The sequence below is a fragment of the Moorena sp. SIO4A5 genome (assembly GCF_010672005.1).
In the GTDB taxonomy this organism is placed as follows: Bacteria; Cyanobacteriota; Cyanobacteriia; order Cyanobacteriales; family Coleofasciculaceae; genus Moorena.
This window is the reverse complement of record NZ_JAAHHZ010000583.1, coordinates 1-3,094: the sequence shown is the minus strand read 5'-3', so window position 1 is coordinate 3,094 and position 3,094 is coordinate 1. Positions and strand designations below refer to the sequence as shown.

General features: G+C 41.1%; 1 protein-coding gene and 1 pseudogene. One reads left to right on the top strand and one right to left on the bottom strand.

The features are described 5' to 3' along the window. Positions 1 to 352: 352 nt before the first annotated feature. Positions 353 to 1,219, bottom strand: coding sequence for a pentapeptide repeat-containing protein (locus F6K57_RS41400; RefSeq protein ID WP_293020907.1), 867 nt, complete (start codon positions 1,217 to 1,219; stop codon positions 353 to 355). A 505-nt stretch (positions 1,220 to 1,724) separates the two neighbouring features. Here F6K57_RS41400 and F6K57_RS41395 point away from each other — a divergent pair. Then, positions 1,725 to 3,094 (top strand): annotated as a pseudogene (locus F6K57_RS41395) (colicin uptake protein); the annotation flags it as partial.

Sequence of the window (3,094 nt, the reverse complement as noted above, 5' to 3'; positions counted from 1 at the left end):
AAATTTGGTGTGGCATTGCTGAATCTTCGGATGAATATGAGTGGGGTGGGCATCCTGCCTGCCCAAAAAGATCCGGTGCGCTTGACCCATTAAGAATTAAATTCGCCACGGGTCGCACCGTCAGGAACGGGCAAGATGCCCATTCCACAAAAGTCTTCAAATCATTCCATTATTAAGCAACGCTGCCGGGAGAGGAGTTGCTGCTTCAAGGAATGGTATAATCAAAAGAAAACCACTGCTTTGATAAGGAAAGCCAATGGTACGGGAGTAACCAAAATTAGCCATTAGCCATTACACATTACCAATTACCAAGAATTATATTCTCACTGAGCTAAATTGATCTAGCTAACAATTACTTATTATTTCTAATCCTACCATTAGGCATAATAGTGTTACAGAAAATAGCATCATTTAATTCAGCCTTAGCTAATTTAGCCTTTTTAAGATTAGCATGGCTAAAATTAGCCTCACTCAAATCAGCATCATGAAAGTCAACACCTTCTAAATTGGCATAACTTAGGTTTGCGCCCCTCAAGTCACTATTATACAGTCTTGCACCACTCAAATTAGCATGACTAAGGTTAGCGCCAGACATTTCCTCATAACCAAGGTTGATATTTTTCAAGTCTAAACCGCTTAAGTCAGCCTCTGCACAAATAAAGATTGCTCCTGCTTTTGATGGGTTAAATCCAGTCGGAAACTCAGTGCATGACGTATAGATAGCTTTAGTAAAATTTATACTACTAAGGTCAGCTTTTTTCCAGCCATCAACCCCTAGCATACGGGCATAACTGAGGTTAGCATTGCTCAGGTCAGAATCACCTAGGTAAACGTCACATAAGGTAGCATAAGTAAAATTGGCATCCGTGAGCTTACTACCAGCCATATAGATTACAGATAAATCAGCATAGCTCAGATCAGTACCACTAAAGTCGCAGTTTTCCAAGGTTGATTCAGATGCTACTAGATGACTCAAGTTAGCCTTAGTGAGGTTGGAATTTTCGATAGTGGTTTCATATAGGTAAGCATTCCTCAAGTTAGCATGACTTAGATCCACATCATCCCAACTAGCTTCCTCTAAATCAGCATTACTCAAGTCAGCATAATTTAGACAAACACCCTTGAGGTTAGTACTTTTCAAGTTAGCCTTTTTAAAATTAATACCAGAAAAATCTCTTTCACCGGCTTCGTAGCGTTTTAGGAATTCATCACGATTCATAGTATGCCCCTTATTTGTTTAATCTTAGATAGTAATCATCCTGATTATATCGTAAAAAAAAATTATTAGTATTTTCATGGGTTGGGTTAATGATTAATCGTTAATAGTTGTTAGTACTTAATGGTATCAAGCATAATCTAAGGGTGCCTAATCCTTAATTCTTAATCCCTCATCCCTGATCCTTTATCCTTAATGTGCCGATCAGCAGATGAAATTGCTCCCAACTCCATAAACTTGACGTAGTCATAACGAGTTTTGGTTATTTTAGCAGAACAGAAAAATAAAGGTTAGGTTAGTTTTATAGGGAGTTCATTTGCTGTCAGGTTACAAAATAGTTGATTGTTGATTAGGCTTTAGGGATAAACCATGAACTATAGTAATCCTACATGAATCGTGAAATTTCCTGATCCGAAGTTACCTTGTAAAAAAATTCTGCTTTAATTGTGTCTGACTACTTACGACCTATGAAGGCAACTTAGTAATCCAGTTCGATTAGACCAAGACTATGACTACAACTGAGCGTAAAACAGAGAAGAAAATGGAAGTGCCTAGGACAACTAGTGAAGTGATTCGCATCAAGCCCCAACAGTTTATTCATGTTCTAGACAACAACACTGGTGTTACCCGACTGGAGGTTGGTCCTCAAACCATTACCCTTCGCGATCACGAGCGGCTGATCTTAAAACCTGAACCGATGATTATTGTGCCGCCTCGGTATTATTGTGTGGTTGCTAATCCGTTACTCCGGGATGAAGACGGTCAACCCATTGCTGATCAGCATGGTCAAATTCGACTGCGCTACGGTGATCTGGAAATTCGCTTCGCGCAAGATCCGTTTCCCCTTTATCCAAACGAGAAACTAGTAGGGGATGTCACCCAACTGGCAGTAGTCGAGACCAATCAAGCACTGCGTCTGAGAGCAATTCGGGATTTTACCGATACCGTTACGAGAATAGTTGATGGAGAAACCCAGACTGAAACAATTAACCGTTTAGCAGGTGATGAATGGCTATTTGAAGGACCTGGAACCTATATTCCCCGAGTGGAGGTTGAAGTAGTTGAGACAGTAACAGCTGAGGTGATTAAACCTAACCAAGCCTTACACCTGTTAGCACGGCAAAATTGCACCGATCGTCAAAGGAATAGACGTAGAGCAGGTGAAGAATGGCTCGTTAGAGAAGAAGGAGCCTATTTACCTGGTGTAGATGAAGAAGTAATTGGCATTATTAATGCTTACATTTTGACAGAACAAAAAGCATTACATCTCAAAGCTAAACGCACCTTTACTGATATTTTTGGTCGTCAGCGTAAAGCTGGAGATGAATGGTTGGTCACCTTTGAAGATGCAGAAATTCATATTCCCGATGTTTATGAAGATGTAGTGGGAGAAGTCACGATTACTACCCTGAGCGATCACGAATGGTGTATTGTGCTTGACCCGATTGATGAGTCTGGTAAACCTCAGCTGGGTATGCGAGAGATTCGCCAGGGGAGAACATCATTTTTCTTGCATCCTGGTGAGTCCTTGGAGAATGGTATCCAAAACATCTATGTTCTCAGTGAGCTCGAATCACTATTGCTTCGAGCCAAAGAAGCTTTTAATGAAGGGGAAGGTGACCAGGTCATTACTCATCAACCAGGGGATTTGTGGATGATTGCTGGGCCACAAGATTATATTCCCCCTGTGGAAGTGGAAGTGGTTGAGAAGCGTCAAGCCATTCCCCTCGATAAGAATGAAGGTATCTATGTGCGTAACATTCAGACTGGTGAACTCAAGCTGGTCGGTGGTCCTCAGGCTTATATGCTCACTCCCTATGAGAAGCTTTGGGAAAAAGAACTGCCATCGGTAGTTGAGGAACTGTTGATGCAAAAAAT